Origin of the sequence: Nonomuraea composti, assembly GCF_012034275.1 — a bacterium.
Classification (GTDB): Bacteria; Actinomycetota; Actinomycetes; order Streptosporangiales; family Streptosporangiaceae; genus Nonomuraea; species Nonomuraea composti.
In genome coordinates, this window is the sequence record NZ_JAATEP010000047.1 from 36,515 (window position 1) to 53,394 (window position 16,880).

The 16,880-nt window shown below is 71.1% G+C and carries 18 protein-coding genes; 11 read left to right on the top strand and 7 right to left on the bottom strand.

Annotated features, from left to right (window positions below):
- Nucleotides 1-9: 9 nt before the first annotated feature.
- Nucleotides 10-1,308 carry a hypothetical protein gene (locus HCN51_RS43750; RefSeq protein ID WP_168017880.1) on the bottom strand — a complete coding sequence of 433 codons (1,299 nt, stop codon included), beginning with the start codon at nucleotides 1,306-1,308 and terminating at the stop codon, nucleotides 10-12.
- A 1,478-nt stretch (nucleotides 1,309-2,786) separates the two neighbouring features.
- Between HCN51_RS43750 and HCN51_RS58460 the strand changes: the two genes are divergently transcribed.
- The 9 genes from HCN51_RS58460 to HCN51_RS43790 all read left to right on the top strand — a co-directional run bounded on the left by HCN51_RS58460 (nucleotide 2,787) and on the right by HCN51_RS43790 (nucleotide 9,893).
- Complete coding sequence (locus HCN51_RS58460; RefSeq protein WP_206068581.1) at nucleotides 2,787-3,347, top strand: alpha/beta fold hydrolase; 561 nt, start codon at nucleotides 2,787-2,789, stop codon at nucleotides 3,345-3,347.
- Nucleotides 3,348-3,666: 319 nt separating this feature from the next.
- Nucleotides 3,667-5,385: an asparagine synthase-related protein gene (locus HCN51_RS62660; RefSeq protein ID WP_168017881.1), complete on the top strand. Its 1,719-nt coding sequence runs from the start codon at nucleotides 3,667-3,669 to the stop codon at nucleotides 5,383-5,385.
- On the top strand, nucleotides 5,363-5,638 hold the full coding sequence (locus HCN51_RS43765; RefSeq protein ID WP_168017882.1) for a PqqD family protein: 276 nt from the start codon (nucleotides 5,363-5,365) through the stop codon (nucleotides 5,636-5,638). Before HCN51_RS62660 ends, HCN51_RS43765 begins: the two co-directional genes overlap by 23 nt.
- Nucleotides 5,635-6,162: a lasso peptide biosynthesis B2 protein gene (locus tag HCN51_RS43770; RefSeq protein ID WP_168017883.1), complete on the top strand. Its 528-nt coding sequence runs from the start codon at nucleotides 5,635-5,637 to the stop codon at nucleotides 6,160-6,162. The genes HCN51_RS43765 and HCN51_RS43770 overlap by 4 nt, the downstream gene beginning before the upstream one ends.
- Nucleotides 6,163-6,273: 111 nt before the next feature.
- Nucleotides 6,274-6,765: a DMT family transporter gene (locus HCN51_RS58465; RefSeq protein ID WP_206068582.1), complete on the top strand. Its 492-nt coding sequence runs from the start codon at nucleotides 6,274-6,276 to the stop codon at nucleotides 6,763-6,765.
- Between the two features lie 9 nt (nucleotides 6,766-6,774).
- Nucleotides 6,775-7,011, top strand: coding sequence for a hypothetical protein (locus tag HCN51_RS58470; protein ID WP_206068583.1), 237 nt, complete (start codon nucleotides 6,775-6,777; stop codon nucleotides 7,009-7,011).
- A gap of 416 nt (nucleotides 7,012-7,427) precedes the next feature.
- Nucleotides 7,428-7,859, top strand: coding sequence for a MarR family transcriptional regulator (locus HCN51_RS43780; RefSeq protein ID WP_168017884.1), 432 nt, complete (start codon nucleotides 7,428-7,430; stop codon nucleotides 7,857-7,859).
- 310 nt (nucleotides 7,860-8,169) lie between these two features.
- Nucleotides 8,170-9,150 (top strand): zinc-binding dehydrogenase, encoded by a 981-nt coding sequence (locus tag HCN51_RS43785; protein ID WP_168017885.1) that lies wholly within the window; start codon nucleotides 8,170-8,172, stop codon nucleotides 9,148-9,150.
- A gap of 56 nt (nucleotides 9,151-9,206) precedes the next feature.
- A complete protein-coding gene (locus HCN51_RS43790) occupies nucleotides 9,207-9,893 on the top strand; it encodes an NmrA family NAD(P)-binding protein (RefSeq protein ID WP_240973866.1) in 687 nt (228 codons plus the stop codon).
- A gap of 133 nt (nucleotides 9,894-10,026) precedes the next feature.
- Here HCN51_RS43790 and HCN51_RS43795 read toward each other — a convergent pair whose 3' ends face one another.
- The 4 genes from HCN51_RS43795 to HCN51_RS43810 all read right to left on the bottom strand — a co-directional run bounded on the left by HCN51_RS43795 (nucleotide 10,027) and on the right by HCN51_RS43810 (nucleotide 14,198).
- Nucleotides 10,027-10,461: a DUF6196 family protein gene (locus HCN51_RS43795; RefSeq protein ID WP_168017887.1), complete on the bottom strand. Its 435-nt coding sequence runs from the start codon at nucleotides 10,459-10,461 to the stop codon at nucleotides 10,027-10,029.
- Between the two features lie 187 nt (nucleotides 10,462-10,648).
- Nucleotides 10,649-11,773 (bottom strand): serine hydrolase domain-containing protein, encoded by a 1,125-nt coding sequence (locus HCN51_RS43800; RefSeq protein ID WP_168017888.1) that lies wholly within the window; start codon nucleotides 11,771-11,773, stop codon nucleotides 10,649-10,651.
- A 229-nt stretch (nucleotides 11,774-12,002) separates the two neighbouring features.
- Nucleotides 12,003-12,440 carry a carboxymuconolactone decarboxylase family protein gene (locus HCN51_RS43805; RefSeq protein WP_168017926.1) on the bottom strand — a complete coding sequence of 146 codons (438 nt, stop codon included), beginning with the start codon at nucleotides 12,438-12,440 and terminating at the stop codon, nucleotides 12,003-12,005.
- A gap of 573 nt (nucleotides 12,441-13,013) precedes the next feature.
- On the bottom strand, nucleotides 13,014-14,198 hold the full coding sequence (locus HCN51_RS43810) for an MFS transporter (protein WP_168017889.1): 1,185 nt from the start codon (nucleotides 14,196-14,198) through the stop codon (nucleotides 13,014-13,016).
- A gap of 64 nt (nucleotides 14,199-14,262) precedes the next feature.
- On the opposite strand from HCN51_RS43810, the gene HCN51_RS43815 reads away from it, so the two are divergent.
- Complete coding sequence (locus HCN51_RS43815) at nucleotides 14,263-15,213, top strand: DUF5937 family protein (RefSeq protein ID WP_168017890.1); 951 nt, start codon at nucleotides 14,263-14,265, stop codon at nucleotides 15,211-15,213.
- A gap of 231 nt (nucleotides 15,214-15,444) precedes the next feature.
- Here HCN51_RS43815 and HCN51_RS43820 read toward each other — a convergent pair whose 3' ends face one another.
- Together HCN51_RS43820 and HCN51_RS43825 are read right to left on the bottom strand one after the other, a co-directional pair.
- Nucleotides 15,445-15,717 (bottom strand): WS/DGAT domain-containing protein, encoded by a 273-nt coding sequence (locus tag HCN51_RS43820; protein ID WP_168017891.1) that lies wholly within the window; start codon nucleotides 15,715-15,717, stop codon nucleotides 15,445-15,447.
- 250 nt (nucleotides 15,718-15,967) lie between these two features.
- Nucleotides 15,968-16,147, bottom strand: a complete 180-nt coding sequence (locus HCN51_RS43825; protein WP_168017892.1) for a hypothetical protein — start codon at nucleotides 16,145-16,147, stop codon at nucleotides 15,968-15,970.
- Nucleotides 16,148-16,247: 100 nt separating this feature from the next.
- Here HCN51_RS43825 and HCN51_RS43830 point away from each other — a divergent pair, with 100 nt between their 5' ends.
- Complete coding sequence (locus HCN51_RS43830) at nucleotides 16,248-16,658, top strand: hypothetical protein (protein ID WP_428981572.1); 411 nt, start codon at nucleotides 16,248-16,250, stop codon at nucleotides 16,656-16,658.
- Nucleotides 16,659-16,880 lie beyond the last annotated feature (222 nt).

The following is a 16,880-nucleotide window of genomic DNA, read 5'->3' on the forward strand; positions in this document are numbered from 1 at the left end:
GGTCGGGACTCAGCCGGTGTAGTCGGTGGTGTGGCCCTTGTTGTCGGTCGGCCACAGGTATTTGCCGTGGTCGGCGGTGGTGTGGCGGGTGTTGAGGTCGCCGGTGCGGGCCTGGAGCAGGTTGCCGCGCCAGGTGGAGCCGGCGGCCTTGCCGCCCCAGAGGTTGCCGTACAGGAAGCCGTACAGTTGCGGCAACTCGGCGGAGAAGACGTTGTCGGCGACGGTGATGTTCTTGGCGTTGTTGACGGTGCCGATGCTCAGGGCGTAGCCCCAGCCGGAGACGTAGTTGTCCTCGAAGGCGATGTCGCTGTAGACGCCCTTGCCCTGCAACGCCAGGCCGTTGGTGTTGCCGATGGAGGCGATGGTGTTGTTGCGGATCACCATCGGGCCGCCGTCGCCTTCGCTCTGCGGGCCGATGCCGTCGTGGTGGTACTCGTCACGGGCGGTGTCGGCGCTGTCGTGGATGTAGTTGTTCGTCCACGTCGAGGGCCGGCCGGGGAAGCCGGTGACCATGATCAGGCCGGCGTTGCCCCAGATGTCGTTGTGGTCCATGACGGCGACGGCCTCCTTCATCGTCGTCATGAGCTGCCAGGACTTCTCGTACGGGGTGCCCGGCTTGGTGTGCGAGGACGAGACCGTGCCGTCGTTGCCGGGCGGCAGGTCGTAGGAGCTGGGCTTGAACGTCGAGTACAGGAACTTGACGTTGGTGTCGGAGTAGACCTGGACCAGGTTGTCGTTCGGGCTGGTGCCCTCGAACAGGCAGCCGACGAAGGTCAGGTTGTCGCCGTAGATGATGACCTTGGAGGCCAGGAAGCGGGTGAAGGAGATGACGCTGCCGTCCTCGTACTCCAGCCGCAGTGGCTTGGACGAGCTCATGCCCGTGGTGTGGTCCTTCAGCTTGCCCGGGTAGGCGCCCAGCCCCAGACCGCCCGCGTTGGCGGGCGTGTGCTGGTAGCCGGTGTTGGAGAAGTCCGGCCACAGACCCGAACCGTCGTTGGGGCGGGCGTGCAGCCGCGCCGCGGCCGACACCGCTGTCCGGCTGGGTGTCGCCGAAGCCGAAGCCGTGGAGGTGGGGGTCTTGGTCGGCGTGACGGTGGACGTGGCGGTGGGGGTCGCGGTCGGGGTCGCGGTCGGGCTCTCGGTGGGGCTCTTGGTGGGGCTCTTGGTCGGCGTGGCCGTGGGGGAGGTGGTGGGCTGCCTGGAGGGCGTGGGCCGCGGCGTGCGTTTGCGCTTGGGCTTGCGGCTGCGGGTGGGCGTGGGGGCGGGAGTGGCGGCGGCCTGCTGAACCGTCTCCGCGCCGGCAGCCAACCGGACATTCACCTTTGTCAGGCCCTGTTCCGGACTTGCGGCGATAACGAGGGCAGAAGCGACAAGAGCCGTCGCTGTCGATACCACGCCGATGAATCGGCTTTTCTTGTTTAATGGGCGTCGTGCCATAGCTTTCCTCTCAGCGAGATCAAGGTTGGCAAATTACGGCGAACGGCTCACTCAACCCCGAGACATGGCCTGTGGGTCCGTAGATGCCGGGACGCGGCGAACGAACGCTCGCCGCGTCTCCGAAGGCGAAAGGCGCCGTGGATGCAGGCCACGGCCCCTGCGAGCCGCATGATCGGCAAGTGTAGTAGATGGGTCGTCCGTAATTTGGAGATTCAGTCGGCCTTTTCACAGGGGGGAAACGCGCAGTGCCGCGCGACCGTCCTGCGCAGGAGATTCTCTGATCTCGACTCCGTAAAGTCGTTGGCCGGCTCCAGTGCGTACCAGACCGCTCTCGTAGGCGAAAACCACGGGCTGGACACCACGGGGTGGGCTGCCCCTGCATCGGCAGCGTTGTGGGCTCACGGAAGCGGGGCGGGCACGTTCAGCTCTGCAGAAGCTCGACCTGCCCACCGCACTTGAGGCTGCCGTAGATGTGGACGACGGCCTTGCCGGCTGCCTCCTTGGTGCCGGTGTCGTGCACGAGGAACACCTCGGCCAAGAACCGCACCGTGCTCTCGGGCCCGACGGCTCCTACCGAGGGCGCGTCGTAGAAGCTGCAGACGTTGCGGCCGTTGACCGACGTGCGCCCGCCGGCGAGCTAGAACGGATTGGCCCGCCAGAGGTTGTCGAGCGGGGGACCCAGCGACTTGACGACCTGGATCCACACTGGGGGAACCTGGGCCGGGCCGTCGCGGCGTACAACACCGCTCTCAGCGATGGTGAGCGAGTCCTGGGGCCTGGTCACTCCACGACCCGTGCCGTCAGGGGGAACCTGGCGGTTGTCGTCTCCGAGGCTGCTCTTCGAAGGGTTCGCGGGCGGAGGTAGCTGTTCTGTGTCCACGTCCATGAGGAACGCTTGACGATGCCACGCCCTGATGGCCGCCCGCGGAGATCCTCCTGCACGGGTAGCCATCCGTCCCACCGTGCCGATCGACGGGCTCGACGTCTTCTACCGCGAGGCCGGTGACCCGTCCGCCCCCACCCTCGTGCCCCTGCCGGGCACGCCGACGCGTGGGAGTACACCTTCGACCACCTCGCCGACGTGGTGGACCGACTGCTCGACGGCATCGGCGTCACCAGGTACGCGATCTCCGTGCACGGCTACGGCGCACCGGTCGGCTTCCGCCTCGCACTGCGCCACCCTGAGCGGATCACCGGCATCTCAGCCGGAACGGCAACGCCTACGAAAGGGCCTGACCGCGTTCTGGGAGCCGGTCAAGACGGCGTGGGCCGACCCGCCACAGGCCAACACCGACGCCCTGCTCGGCTACTACACCCGGGAGGTCACCCATGGGCAGTACACGCACGGCGTGCGCGACACCACGCTCGTCAACCCGGGAGACAAGGCGGCCCTGGATCAGGCCGTGCTCGACCGGCCCGGCAGCCAGGCCATCCAGCTCGCCCTCTTCCTCGACTACGCCACCAACCCGCCGCAGCACCCGCGCCGGCAGGAGTACCTGCGCACCCGCCAGCCGCCGCTGCCGGCCGTCCGGGGCCGCCACGACGAGATCTTCGGGCCGGACGGGGCGCCGGCCTTCACCCGTGACGCGAAGAACGCCCGCGTCCAACTCCTGGACAGCGGCCACTTCGCCCTGGAGACACGTGGCACGCAGATCGCGGCCCTGGTCCGCGACTTTCTCCGCCGCCTGCCGGATTGGTCCCGCCAAGCTTGGCAGGGCGATCGGATTCGGCGATACCCCGGTTTTCCCGGCGCTTGCGGTGGCGCCTCCGGCGCCGGTGTGGAGGGCTTACCCACCGGACAGGTCAGGCTGCCGTCCGGTAATGGGGATGAAACCCGCCCGCCGCCTCCCTGCTCACGGCGTTTTTGTGAATGGGCCATGCCGCTTCGTCGTTTTCGGCAGCGGCGCTGAGCAGGGAAAAGGACCGGGCCGCGAATTCGGACCGGCCATTTGATCACGCTCCCCGGCGACATTACAGTTCCATGACTGTCGGGATATCCGAGCAGTAAGGGAGTCGCCATGCTGGCGTACACAGAGCCGAAAGTGGAGGTCCTGGGGGCGGTTGAGGAGCTGACGCACCTGGGCTTCATCCTGCTCAGCGACAATCCGGCCCACCGCACGCTGCTGATCTGATTCCTTCTCGGTCCTCTTCCCGGAAAACCGATTTCCGGGAAGAGGATCGAAACGGCTCGGCGCATTCCAGGAAAACTGAAGAGGAGAGGTCGCGGCAGTGGCTGTGGTGCTGACAGGAGATTATCCGGGGTGTTACGGCGACGTGCGGCTGGGCCGGCCCGTCACGTACGAGTGTCGCCCCTACGGGGAACGCCTTTCCCGCCCCGGAGGCGTCGCCGTCCAGTGGACCAGGGCCGGCGCGAGCGGCGTGCCGGCGCCGCCGGCGGACGGCGCCGGCCGCCATCTCACGCTGTCCGGTGTCCTGCACGGGCCGGTGACCCGGTCGTGGTCGCGGCGCGTCATCGAGGCGCTGGAAGGCGGCCACGACGCCGAGCTGGCCGCCGTCCCCGGGCCGCTCGCCGGTTGCCTGGTCACTGCGGACAAGGTCTTCCTGTTCCGCAACGCGGTGGCCCCCGAAGGTCTGCTGTACCGGCGGGAAGGCTCACGCGTGCGCTGGTCGACCGATCCGCTGGACCTGCTCGACGGAACGCCGGACGACCTGGACGAGCAGGCACTGTGGCGCTGCTGCCGGGGCGACGACGTCTTCGTCTACCGGCATCCGCAGCCCGTGGGCCCCGGCGAGCTGGTCGTCATGGACGCCCGCGGCACCACCCGCCGCGTCTTCGACCGCATCACCCCGCTGGAGCTGCCGCGGCGCACGTCCATGGCGGAGTACGCCGACCTGGCCCACCACATGCTCCTGGACGCGGTCCGCCCCTACGCCGGGCGCGGCAGGATCGGCATCATGCTCAGCGGCGGCCTCGACTCCTCCGCCGTCCTCACCGCACTGGTCGAGGTGGGCGCCGACGTCGTCGCCTACCACATGCACACGGACGACCCGCTCGCCGACGAGTCCGCGTACGCCCGTACCGTCTGCGACCACCTGGGCGTGCCTTTCGTGGCGGTGCCCACGGAGTCGGGCGAGGGCTACCTGTCGCGGGCCCGGCCGTTCCCCCATCCTTTCGTCGGCTTCGCCTACCGCTGGGTCGAGCAGCTCGCCGAACGCGTCCACGAGGACGGCATCACCTTCCTCACCTGGGGCGCCGACGGCGACCTGTGTTTCGGGCCGTACCGCTACGGCCTGCACGACGTGCTCTTCGGCGACATCGCGCCGCACGAGAAGGCGGCGCTGTGCCGCGGCCTGATCACCTCCCGGTGGGAGCTGTCGCGGGTGCTCAGGAGCGTGCGCAGGTCGTCATCGCTGCTGGACGAGTATCTGCCGGTCGGCGCCAACGCCCGGCCGACCGAGTTCACGGCCCCGGCGCCCGGGGTGCCGGACGACAGGTACGACAGCGACTACTCGGCCAAGGAACACACCATGGACCTCATGCTGTGGTGGCCACGGGGCATCCTGCGCTGCTCGCCCCTGGGCGACCGGCAGATCAAGCGGCTCACCGCGCGCATGCCGCACGCCTACCGGCTGCTGGTGCACCAGGGACGGATGATCCCCAAGCCCGTGCTGCGGCTCCTGCTGTCCACCCGCCTGCCCGCCACCGTGTGGCGCAGGTACGGGCGGCTCTGGCAGGACTCTCCGCACAAACGGTACGCCATCGCCCACCCCCACGTGTTCGCCGACCTGATCGGCACCCCGCAGTCTCAGCTCGTGGCCAGGGGCATCGTCGATCGGAGCCGGCTGGCCGCGGTTCTGGCCGAGCCCGCCTCGCTGCGCCGCCACAGCGAGACCCTGATCTGCGCCGCCATGACCGAGTTGTTCCTGCGCGATCACGCCGCCCTGACCAGAGAAGGTGGGACGTATGCCGATACTGCGACTGGCTGAGCACGCCATCTTCGACGACACCGACGACGCGGGCGTCATCCTCGACAATCGGCAGGGGGTGTACCTGAGCCTGAACGGCGTCGCCACGGTCATGCTCAGGGCCGCCCTGCGCCACGAGACGCTCGACGAGCTGATCGCTGAGCTGCGGGGCCGGATCGACGCGCCCGAAACCACCCTCAGGGCCGGGTACGCCAAGCTGGTCTCCCAGCTCGGCGACCAAGCCCTGCTGGCCGGAGCGGAGGAACGGCGATGAAGGAGCGCCGGCTGGAATGGGAGTTCTTCCTCGGCGACCTCGGCCCGTCCACGCTGCCGCCGCGCACCCCGCCGCGGCTGCGCGGCCACGCCATGGCCCGCACCGCCGCGGCCCTGTGGACCTATAACCGCCACGGCTGGCCGGCGGCTCAGCGGTACCTGCGCGAGCTGGCCCCCGCCCGCGGCTCGGCCCCCATCACCCGGCTTCCCGAAGCCACCGCGGTCCGGCTGGCCCGCCGCGAGGTCCTGTTCTGCCAGCTGGTGACGCGCGTGCTCGCCCCCGACGGGCAGTGCCTGCCCCGCTCCTTCGCCCTGGCCGTCCACCTCAACGCGCTCGGGCTGCCCGCCCAGGTCATCGTGGCCAGGGGGCGCACCATCTCCGTTCCTCGCAACGCCTTCCATTCCTGGACCGAGTTGTACGGCCACGTGCTCAACGACAACCCGGACGTCCAGCTCGGGTACGCCGTGCTGCAACGGGTGCAGTCCGGCCGCGTCGGCGAGGCGCGTCGGCCGGTTCGTACGTGAAGGCCGACGCACCCGTAAGTGTCCCTCGGCGGGCAGGTACCTCGCGCCTGCTGCGGAGCAGCATCGGTGGGCGCGGCACTCGATCCGACGATGCTCGCAAGGCAGCGCCCCATGAGCATCACCGCGAGAAGATCGGCTCTGGCGGGCCTGGCGGCCGTGCTGCTCTGGGCGGTGCTGCCGTCCGGTGCGGGTGCGAGTGCGCAGCGCGGCGCGGCGTACGGCTGGACGCCGGTCGGCACCGTGGACCCTCAGACCGTGGACCCGCAGCACGTCATCTCGGCCGACACCCACTCGCCACGCGGCCGACGACGGGCTTGTGCGGCGGCGATCCGCCGGCCGCCGGGCGCTGATCGCGGCGGCGTTCACCGCTCACCCGCGCCCGTCACGTCCGTGGCGCTGGCCGCGGTCAGCGCGGTCCTGCGGGTCCGGCTGCCGCACCGGTGTGACCTTCCGCTGATCGCCGTGTGCGCCTTCACCGGGATGAGCGCCTACCCGTTGCTGCTCAACTGGGGCGAGGTGCACGTCCCGGCCGGGACCGCCAGCCTGCTCATCGCCACCGCGCCGGTGTTCAGCGTGCTGCTGGCCTCGATCTTCCTCGGCTAACGCCTCTCCGTGGCCATCGTGGCCGGCACCGTCCCGGCCCTGGCGGGCGTGGCGCTCATCGCCTGCGCCGCCGGCTCCGCGCAGGTGACCACCAGCGCGCTGGTGATCCTCGCGGCGGCCGTCGTCCAAGGCGTCCACCACTTCGCCGTCAAGCCGCTGCTGAAGCGGTTCACAGGGCTGGAGGTCGCCTGTTACGCGATCGCGGCCGCCCGGTATCCCATCGCGCGATCCACGGCGGCCCTGTAGCTGGCCCCCCGATCGCCATCGGGGTGGCGTTCGTGTGGCTGGGCGAGATACCGGGTCCGGTCGAGTTCGTCGGCGGAGTCATCAGCATGGCCGGCGTCATCCTGATCCACCGGAGCACGGCCCGTCCGGCCGCTGTTCGGTCGCGGTCCCCCTGCGCGGACGCGACCTGAGCAGGCCGGATCCCGAGCCGCTCCGGCCCGCATGGCGCGGGCATCGATACGTCGTAGCACCGTATGGCGGCCGGCGTTCCGGCAGCGGCCGGGGCCGCACAGGGGTCGGCCGGGGGTTCATGCACTTGCATCGAGCCGCCACATGCGCAATAGTTGGTTTGACGCAACCAACCATTCGAGAGCGGTACGGAGATGGAACAGGTGTCGGCCGGCGCGGGCGGCTCCTCTCGCGCACAGCGTCAGGCCGTGGACGAGGTGGCGGCGGCGCTGGCCACGGTAGGGAACTGGATGTTCTCCCCGGCCACGCGGCGCAGGATCATGGCGTCCTCCGGGCTGGAGCTGTCCCTGGGCGACTACACCCTGCTGGCGCAGGTGTCGCTGCACGCGCCGGTGCGGCTGTCGGTCCTGGCGGAGCTGATGGAGGTGGACAAATCCACCCTGTCGCCCCCGGCCAAACGCCTGGAGGCACGCGGCTTCATCGAGCGCCGGCCCGACCCGGCCGATGCCCGGGCCCAGCTCGTGAGCGTGACACGGGCCGGGAAGCTCGCCATCGGCAAGCTGTGGAAGGCGCGCGCGGCAGCCGTCGCCGCCCTGCTGAGCGACTGGGATCCGGCCGACGTCGAACGACTGGCCGCCGGTCTCGGCGCGCTCAGCGAAGCGATCAAGAAGGGGCCGTGAGCCCATCACGGTTCCCTCGTCCCGCCCGCGCCGGGACGTAACCCGCGGCCACGCAGAAAACCCGCTGCCGCTCCACACCCTCTCGGCTCGTGGCTTCGTGCTGCCCGCACGCCACCTGCCGTCCTCGACACGTCGCCGCACCTGCATCCGCGGCGGCTGACCCCCATCCAGCCCGGCCAGGGCCGCCGTGGCCGCCGTGGCCGCCACCGGGCCCTACCCCGGTCCCGGCCCTGTGCCTGAGCGCGACGCTGCCGTCCGCGCCCCGCCGTCGCGCGCTCCTCCCGCCTTTCACTCAAGGAAGTGATGTCACATGCGTGCCGTTGTGCTGCACGAATTCGGGCCACCGGACCACCTGCGTGTCGCGGACGTGCCCGCGCCGAAGCCGGCCGCGGGCGAGGTCGCGGTGCGGGTGGCCGCGGTCGGCGTCCAGTTCCTGGAGACGCAGGCCCGCGCGGGAACGATGCGCGGCGCGCTCGGCGGCGCCGCCCTGCCGGTGATCCTCGGCAAGGAGATCGCCGGGCTGGTCACCGAGGTCGGCCCCGGGGGCGACACCGCCCTGATCGGCGCGCGGGTCCTGGCCAGCACCACGGGTCTCGGCGGGTACGCCGAGACCGCCGTCGTCCCCGCCGGCACCCTCATCCCGGTCGGTGACGGCATCGGCCTGCCCGAGGCCATCGCCCTCTACCGGTACGGCGCCACGGCCCAGGGCCTGATCGGCGCGGCCCGGGTGAGCGCCGGTGACCGGGTCCTGGTGCTGGCCGCCGCGGGCGCCGTCGGCACGCTCCTGGTGCAGCTGCTCAAGCGGGCCGGGGCGACGGTCGTCGCGGCGGCCCACGGCGAGCGCAAGCTCGCCCTGCTCAGCGAGCTGCGGGCGGACCACGTGGTGGACTACACGCTCCCCGGCTGGACGGAGCAGGCCCGCGACGCCGCGGGCGGCTCGATCGACGTGGTCTTCGACCATGTCGGCGGAGCGCTCGGACGCGCCTCCTTCGAGCTGCTCACCCCGGGCACCGGACGCCAGGTCACGTTCGGCCTCTCCAGCGGCACGCCCCTGGAGGTGCGGCCCATGGAGCTCATCGGCCGCAGCGTGACCCTGACCGGGTTCAGCGCGGGGCTCATCTGGAGCAGGCCCGCCTACGCCCGTGCCCTGGTGACCGAGGTCCTGGACCTGGCAACGGCGGGACGACTCACCCCGGTCATCGGCCAGCGCTTCCCCCTGGAGCGGGCGGCCGACGCGCACGCCGCCATCGAGGCGCGCGCCACGATCGGCAAGACCCTGCTCATCCCCTGACCGCATCCATGAAACGCTCCCTCGGCCCGCCATGGACCCCGGGACGAACCTTCACGTTGGCTACCAACAAGGAGTTCCTCCATCATGTCCGCTTTCCCAAGATCTTCGTGGCCGGCGCGACCGGGCTGCTCGGTGGCCGGATCGTCCGGGCGCTGCTCGGCCAGGGCGGGCCGGTGCGGGCTCTGGTGCGGCCCGGCGGCAGCGCGGAGAAGAAGAGCTCCCTGACCGGCCTGCGGGCCGCAGGCTTGGAGGTGGTCGAGGGCGACCTCACCGATCCGGCCGAGCGGCTGGCCGAGGCCGTCGGCGACGCCACGATCGTGATCTCGGCCGTCCAGGGCGGCCCGGACGTGATCGGGGACGGGCAGGTCAATCTCGTGCGTGCCGCCGAGAAGGCGGGCGCCCGGCGGTTCATCCCGTCCGACTTCGCCGTCGATCCGGCCGCCACCGGCACGCCGCGGTTCACCGGCGAGGTCATGTCGATGCCCCAGTTCCACGACGCGGTCCAGCGCGGCTCCGGCCGTACCCTGGAACTGCGGCACCTCGGCACCGCCGACGACCTGCGCGCCGAGATCAGCCGCCAGGCGGCGGTGGCGCAGAACCCGTTCGACTATGTGGCGCTGCAGTACCAGTGGTGCATGGTGAGCGGCAAGGCCAAGTTCGACCGCCTGGACAACGACAGGTACCCGCAGATCACGCCCCAGCCGCCGGCCGGCTTCGTGCGCGCCACCGCACCCGCGCTCTGACCCGCATACCGGAACGCGGCGCACAGCGTGCGGCAGTGGACCGTGTACCCGGGCTTCCTCGGCCGGGCCGGGAGATCCGGTCGAGAACCGCGGGCCGGTCCCCGGCGGGAAGCGCTCCTGTCCAGCAGCGCTGTCAGCCGGCGCGCAGTTCCCTGATGACCGCGAGGGCGTCGTCCCTGAGGTCGATGGGGCAGCCCCAGTAGTCGTAGATCCCTCCCCTGGCGCGGTTGCTGCCGCAGACGACGAACACGCCGGTGCCGAGCCGCGCTTTGAGACGGGTGGCCAGCCAGCCGACGAAGCCACTGTTGTCCACGCCGGCGGGAAAGTGGAAGGAGAAGACCCCGAACCGTTCGGCGCCATCATGCTCCGGGGCGAACGGGACCAGCGCGCTCCAGCTCTCGCCGTCCCGGACCACCGCCAGCGTGTCACGGGTTAGGGCCGGCGGGCGGTCGGCCGGCGACTCCTCGAAGCACCAGACGCCGTCGTGCACGACGAGCTCGGCCGCCGCGATCACGCGCCGGAGCCGGGCCTCCGTCTGCTGCGCGCTCTCCACACTGACGCTCACCATGGGCGGACCTCCTACGGCGGAGCACAACGTCCTCGCCGGCGCGCTGATTCCGGTCACGTCCGAACGGCAGGCCCGCCTCGATCGGCACCTGCTCCGTCTCGGACTGCCTGCACCTGGTGCCCGCCGGATCGACCGTGCGCTTGACCCCGGACGGCGACATCACGTCCTATCGATGAGCGGATCCGGCTCAGTCCTCGCCCACGACCGTCAGGTCGTCGCCCAGGGCGGTGGCGATCTCGGCGGCCCTGGAGTGGTCGTCCAGCCGGCGGGTCAGGTAGGCGCAGCCGTGGTGGTGCCTGCGCGACCACCAGGCGGCCGAGCCACCGATGCCGCCCTTGGCGATCTTGCCATGGTCTCGGACGAAGCCCAGCGTCCAGGTGATCCTGGTGCCGAAGACCTCGTCGAAGTCCGTGACCTGCGGGGCGAGCAGTTCGGCGTGCAGCTCGGGCCCGAGCAGGGCGCGCACGGGGCCGTCCTCGGCGGTCAGTTCGGAGAAGAAGCGGGCCATGGCCGTGGCGGTCGTGTGCAGGTTGACGGCGCCGAAAACCGTCTGCCGCCACACCACGGAGTTCGCCCGCTGGACGTCCAAGGTCCCGTCCGGGATCTGGAGCCATGGCGCGGCGTGCAGCCGGCGGGGCCAGTCGGGGTCGGCGTACTCCAGATCGGCGACCCGTCCCAGCTGGTCGTCCGGCACCCCGAACCACGCGTCCAGCTCCAGCGCGGGCCGCACGACCTCGTTGAACGTCTCCCTCAGCGTGGTGCCGGCGCCCGCGCGCAGGATGCCGTCCACCAGGTGTCCGTAGGTCAGCGCGTGCTCGCCGAGCGACGTTCCCGGAGCGTACTCGGGCGCCGCCTGCGCCAGGCTCTCGCGCAGCCCGGCGTCGTCCAGGAGGTCGAGGCCGGCCGCCTCCGCGGGGAAGCGCGGCTGGCCCGCCCGGTGGGTGAGAACGTGGCGCAGCGTCGTCCGGTCCTTGCCCCTGACCCCGTACTCGGGCCAGTACCTGGCCACCGGCTCGTCGAGGGCCAGTAAGCCGTCGCTCACCGCCACCAGGGCCGCGAGGGTCACGAAGGACTTCGACAGCGAGTACGGCTGCACGAGGGTGTCGGCACGCCAGGGGCGGCGACGGGAGCTGTCGGCCCATCCCCCGCTCAGCCGGACGACCTCACGCCCGTCGCGCCAGACCGACACCCCGGCCCCTGTCTCCCGGCCGTCGTGCACGAGCTTCTGGAAGACCTCGCGGACCTTGTCGTATCCGTCCGCGACGAATCCCTCGACCTGGGCCTCGCCGGGCCTCTCGGATGCGTCACTCATACTGCCCGCCTCCCACACGTCGACTTCTCTCGAAGATACCCCAGGGAGGTATTCAACGCCAGCAGGGAGCCGCGACTTGCCGGACCCGTTGGCGGCGCGAACAGGCCCGGCAACCCGTCGTGCCACCGGCGTATCACCCTCTGATCCAACGCCTGATCTCCACGGCGAGCACCTCCCTCAAGGCCCCGTCGCGTCCAGCTCTCAAGGTCAAGCTGCCGCTCAATGGCGGCTATGCGGCGGGTTCCCCTGGCCGCAGGCCCACCAGAAGATTGAAGGCGCCAGTCAGGACGTTCAGGGCCACCACCCCGACGATCTCGGCGATGATCCGGTCGCTCCACCCGTGCGCACGCAGCTCCGCGACGTCGGCATCGGTGATGGAGGGCGGCTCGGCCAGCACCCGTCCGGCCACGGCGAGCAGCGCCGCCTCCCTGGCTGGCGTCGGCGGACGTGCCCCGCCGCGCGCCAGCGCGATGTGGGCCTCGCTGAGCCCCGCCGCTCGCCCCGCCTCGGTGTGCGCCTGCAGGCAGGTGCCACATCCGGTCCATTCCTGGACGGCGAGCGAGACCTTCTCGCTGAGGGCCCGCGGCAGCTCGACCCGTTTCATGGCGCGCGAGAAGTTCCGGTAGCCCTCCAGCAGCGCCGGCGAGTGCGCCATCGTGGCGGCCATCTCTCCCACGCCGCCTCTCCTGCCCAGGATGTCCTGCAGCGGCTCCGGCTTGCCGGGCGCGTCAGCGGGCTCAAGCGGGATCGGACGTCGCGCATGCCCTCCCCATGCCGTCTTATACCGTACCCTCCTACCGTATAGAGACTGGCCCGCGACCACCGGACTGGAGGTCGTCGGCTCACCGGAGCGGGAGCGGCCCGGCTGGGACGGCGAGCCGCAGCCGGCCCTCGGGGTGTCGAGCCCGGAGGGTGGCGTGTTGTCGGTCCCGCCGCGCGCCGCGGCGGCCGTGGCGGAGCAGTAAGCGAAGGACGGAGCCCTTGACCTGGTGTGGCTGCGGATTCCGGCCATGGTGGGCTTCCTCGAGCGCGGCTGGTTCACTGCCGTCTACCGGCGGACCACCCCGCGAGCATGGCGGGCTGAAGCCGTCCGTGGAAGACGGAGGTCCCCAACCGGGCACCCGCGGCACCGAGCGGCGCGGCGCTCCAGGCGAGAGAACTCGAGAGCCTCGCCCGCCGCCGCCAGCGGGTCCATCCGCGCTACAGCGTCCCTTACGGGAGGCAAAGCGCCCGCACCGGGTCAGAGCTTTCCAGATTCACGCATGGGGCCCAGCAGGAGCCATGCGGAGGACAGGATCGAGGCGGCGGCCCACAGGGTGGCGTCCACCCCGGCGATCTGGCCCAGCACGCCGCCCAGGCCGGCACCGACCGCGAGCGCGCCGGTGAACAGGAAGCGCATGGTCGCGGTCATCCGGCCAAGGAGGTGCTCGGGGGTGACCCGGGTGCGATAGCTCACCTTCAGGACGTTGCCGGCGCCCGACTTGGACATGGTGAGCGCCCACGCCGCGCCCGCCACCCAGACCGACTCGTCCACGAGAGGGAGCAGCAGGGCGCAAGGCGCGACGGCGCTGCTCCACCAGATGGCCCGGCGCTCGCCCAGCCGGCGGCCCAGCCGTGGTGCGACGGCCGAGCCGAGGAGATAGCCGGCGCCGCCGGCCGCCAGGAACAACCCGAGCACGAGCTCCGGCTGCCCGAACCGGGCGACGAACACGATGGGCAACATGACCTGCACCATCATGGAGGCGCAGTTGCCCAATGACCCCTCGAACGCGATCAGCCGCAGATGTGGGTGACCGAAGACGAGCCGCAGGCCCTCACCGATCTCGTGCCGCAAGGAGGTGCGCGGGCCCCGGGAGGGCGCCGGCTCGGCGAACCGGATCCGGGCCAGGCAGAAGGCCGACCACAGATAGGAGGCGGCGGTGACGCCCAGCGCCATGGGCGCGGTCACCACCGCGACCAGAAACCCTCCGAGGCTACGACCGGCGACCTGGTTGACCCCGTCGAGACTGACCAATGCCGAGGTGGCCCGGGTGAGGCGCTCCTTGCCGACGAGCGCGGGCAGGAAGCTCATGGCGGCCACGTCGCCGAAGACCGTGGCGATCCCGGTCACCAGCACGACGGCGTACAGCTGCCCCAGCGTGAGCACGCCGCACAGCTGCGCCACGGGCACCGAGACCAGCGACGCGGCGCGCACCAGGTCCGCGGCCACCATGAGAGGACGCTTGCGCAGCCGGTCCACCCACGCGCCCGCGGGCAGGCCGATGACCAGGAAGGCGCAGGTGTTCAGCATCCCGAGCACGCCCGTCTCGAGCGGTGAGGCGGCCAGCACGGCCACGCCCGTCAGCGGGACCGCCAGCGAGCTGACGGACACCCCCAGCTTGGCTCCGGCGTCCGCACCGTACAACCATCGGAAATCCTTCGTCATGGCCACGACCGTCGCTGCGCCCGCTCACGAGCGCCACGAATTCAGCCATGGCTAAACTCAACGGGTGCTGGAGCTGTCGTTCACCGCGGTAGACGTCGCCTACACCCGATTTGCGATCTCCCCGCTGTGGGAGGCCGTCGCCGGGGCACGACTGATCAAGCAGCCGCATCCTGTCTATGGGCCATGGCTCGACGAGGTACGGCCTCGCCTGCACGGCATCCGGTGGGAGCTGCTGGACGCGCTCATCCCGCCACGCGGGCTGCCCGCCTTCCTGGCACCGCCCCCAGCGGTGGCCGTACCGGACCTCGACCTCGAGCTCGCCACCCTGCGCGCCACCCCGCCCGAGACCCTCGCCACCGACCTGGCCTGGCTGCCGCCCTCGGCCGCGACCGCGCTGCTGGGCGAGGACCCCGATCGCGGGCTGGCCCTGCTGGCCGACCAGATCGCCGCGTTCTGGGAGACGGCGGTGGCGCCGTACTGGCCGAAGATCCGCGCCCTGCTCGAAGGAGACCTGCTCTATCGCGCCAGGCAGCTGGCCGACGGCGGCGCGCACAGGCTCCTCAACACCCTCGACCCTACAGTCGAGTGGTCGGAGGACACGCTGCGCGTCCAGCACCGGTACTGCACGGCGCTACGGGCGCTGAGAGGCCGCGGGCTCCTGCTCGTGCCATCGGCCTTCACCTGGCCGAACGTCTGGTCGATCACCACCGCGCCCTGGCAGCCCACCCTGCGCTACGGGACCCGGGGCATCGCCACCCTCTGGGAGCGGCGCTCCGCGTCCGTGCCGCAGGCGCTGGCCGCGGCTCTCGGCCGCACCCGCGCGCTGCTGCTCACCGAACTCGCCACCCCGGCATCCACCACCGACCTCAGCGCTCGCCTCGGCCTGACCAAGGGAGGCGTCTCACAACACCTCACCGTGCTGCGTGACGCCGGTTTCGTCAGCGCTCACCGAACGGGTCGCTTCGTCCTGTACGCCCGGACCGGCATCGGCGAAGCGCTCTGCCGGCAGCAGTGACGGAACTTCGACTACGGATACTTCCTTGGTGGACACCGGCAAGCCGTTCTCACCGATCGCGTCACACGCCAGGATCAGCCTGGCCCGCAACGCCATGTCCTGAGCGCCCTGACGCCGCCGTACCCGCCGCTCAAGCTCAGCCCGCTCGCCATCACTCAGATGCAGCGGCTCGGCCTTCGGACCAGGACGCCCCATGACCGAAAGCTATGGGCGAATCACTGACTCAGGACACTAGGAGAGGATCTCGAAGCTCACCGTCACGTTGCCGTTCTCGGCGACCGCCACGGGGATCATCTGGCGGATGGCGGCTCCCACGACGGCCAACGGGCGGTCAGCGCCGCGTACGTTGCTGACCAGGGTGTGGATGCGGCGCTGGTGGCGCAGGTACCGGCGGTAGAGCCGTGCCACGGCCAGTGCCCGGAACCTCGGGCCGAACAGACCGGCCGCCGAGGCCTGCGCGGCCGCTCTCTTGTGCCCGGCCAGCGGGACGGCGATTCCTGCCATCCGTCGTTCAGGAGGTCCAGTGACAGGGAGGGCCGCGAGGCCACTGAGCCGTCGACTCCTGCGATGATCATGTGGACCTCCTTCCTCACCTCATCGAACGTCGCGAAACGTGCCCGGCGCAGGGCCGGAGGTCGCCGGCACAGGGATGAACGGCCCTGTCTGATGCCGGACGTGGATGGGTAACGTCACCGCCATGGCCGCTCCCGACCTGACCAGGCTGGAGCCGTGATCTTCGACACCGACGTCGTCGTCACCGACACGGCCCGGACAGGTCACCGACCGCGGCGTCGCCCGCTACCGCGACCTGCGCGGCGACCACCTGACGTGCCACAGCATCGGCACCGATCACCTGCTCGACCTCACCGAGGGCGAACCGGCGACGCTGACGAAGATCGTCGCCTTGGTGACGTCTCGCGATCCCGCCGTCCACGACCCGCTCTCGGCCGCCCTGCGCCGGGCCCGGCAGCCCCCGGCTTCGGCGAACTGCTGGCCGCCCACGAGGCGGCATGGGAGCGGCTGTGGGAACGGGCGTGCGCGCGCGTGGCCTGAGCGGCGAGGCGTACCGCGGGCACGTGTTCTGGGACGAGCTGTTCGTGCTGCCCTGGCTCGGCCTGCGCTTCCCCGAGGTCTCGCTCGGCCTGCTGCGCTACCGCTGGCGCCGCCTGCCCGAGGCCAGGGCGGCCGGATTCGACGGCGCCATGTTCCTCTGGCAGAGCGGCGGCGACGGCCGCGAGGAGACCCAGATGTTCCACCTCAACCCCGCGCCGGGACGCCGGCTCCCGGACGTCTCCCACCTGCAGCGTCACGTCGGCCTGGCCATCACGGTACGAGATCCACGGCGTCATGGGCCCCGCGACGACGTCAACCGTTACCAGGCGTCCAAGCAGGCCGACACGCTGCCGCGCGGGTCCGGCACCACCATCGCTCAACCGGCGGTGTGAGAGCCTGGCCCCGGCGTCGGGCGGGATTCCTGCCAGCTCCAGTTTCGCGATCTTGCCGTTGGCCGTCTTGGGGAGCGTGTCCCGGATCTCCACGTGGCGGGGTATGTGTAGGCGGCCGGGCGGTCCTTGCAGTAGGCGATCAGCTCCGCCTCCGTGGCGCGCCTTGCGGGCTTGAGTGACACGTACGCCGTGGCCTCTTCCCTCAGCCGCGCATCGTGGTCC